Here is a 1,524-nt window from a genome sequence, read left to right as displayed (position 1 = left end):
GGCCGGATCCGCGATGGCCGGTTCCGTGTCCAGCACCTCGCGGATCCGTTCCGCGCAGGCCGCCGCCCGGGGGGCGGTCATGAAGACGTACATCGCCATCATGATGGCAATCAGGATCTGCAGGATGTAGGCGATGAACGCCGTCAGCGCCCCCAGCCGCATTTCGCCGGCGTCGATGCGATGGCCGCCGAACCACACCACGAACACGGACGAGATGTTGACCACGAACATGATCATCGGCATCATCGCCGCCACGAGGAGAGCGGACTGCAGATTGTTCCGGGTGAGGTCCTTGTTGGCTTCATCGAACCGGCGGACCTCGTGGTCCTGCCGGACAAAGCCGCGGATGACATTCGCACCGATGATCTGCTCCCGCAGCACCCGGCCGATCCGGTCCAGGAGGCCCTGGCCCTGGCGGTACAGGGGAATCAGGCGGCGGACGATCACCGTCATGATCACCGTCAGGACCGGGATCACCACGACCACAATCCAGGACAGCACCACGTCCTGGTGCACGGCCAGCACGATGCCGCCGATGAAGATCGCCACAGATCGGAAGAGCGTCGTGTAGGGAAAGAGTGTGAGGTTTTGGATCTGGGCGACGTCGTTGGTGGCCCGGGTCACGAGGCTGGGCGCACCGAAAAGGCCCACCTCCTGGGATGAGAAGGACTGCACCTTCGCGAAGAGCTCCCCGCGCAGCTGGCCGCCGATCTCCATGGCGACCACGGCGCCCAGATATCCGGCCGCGACGGCCGTGATCACCTGGACGGCAGCGATTCCGGCCATCCAGGCCCCGAGGTGGAGGATCTCCCCGGTGTCCCCGCCGATGATGCCGTCGTCGATGATCGCGGCATTCAGGGTGGGCAGGAGCAGGTTGGCGGTGGCTTGCACGAGCTGCAGCACGACGATGGCCAGCACGGTCCCCTTATGCGCGGACAACAGCCGCGACATCAGGCCTATAAGCACTGAACCTCCATTACTAGCCCAGGGCCCGGAATGGTGATCAGCCTAACGGCCGCCCCACACCGCCACGTCATTGTAAGCCCCATTCAGGAGTGCTTCGTGTCATGCGGCAGACACGCCGCCTACCCGGTTTTCTGCGCCACCGCGAACGTGCGGCGGAACGGGAAGACCGTCCCGTGCCGGCCTGCCGGATATGCGTCGTCCAGCCGTGCCGAATACTCGGCCTCGAACTTCCTGGCCTCGTCGTCGGGGAGGGCCGCGAGGACCGGCCTGAGTCCGGTGCCGCGGACCCACTCCAAAACGGGGTTGGCGCCCGGGAGCAGCTGAAGGTACGTGGTCTCCCAGGCGTCGGCGGCACAACCGGCGTCGAGCATGATCTCCAGATATTCCGCTGCCTCCCCCACCACGTCGTCGTGGCGGAGCACCCCGGCGAGCCGCCCCGCCCAGGCCGGGGAATCGGCCAGCTCCCGCATCAGGGTGTGCGACGGGGCGTTGAAGTTCCCCGGCACCTGCAGCGCGAACCAGGCGCCCGGCTTGAGGGCATCGAGCCATAGTGGCAGC

The 1,524-nt window shown here is 66.4% G+C and carries 1 pseudogene; it reads right to left on the bottom strand.

Features of this window, described 5'->3' with window-relative positions:
• Window positions 1-1,085: 1,085 nt before the first annotated feature.
• A pseudogene (locus Y706_RS25210) lies at window positions 1,086-1,524 on the bottom strand (trans-aconitate 2-methyltransferase); the annotation flags it as partial.

The sequence above is a fragment of the Arthrobacter sp. I3 genome (genome assembly GCF_000520575.1).
In the GTDB taxonomy this organism is placed as follows: Bacteria; Actinomycetota; Actinomycetes; order Actinomycetales; family Micrococcaceae; genus Arthrobacter; species Arthrobacter humicola_A.
This window is presented reverse-complemented; position numbering and strand designations above follow the sequence as displayed.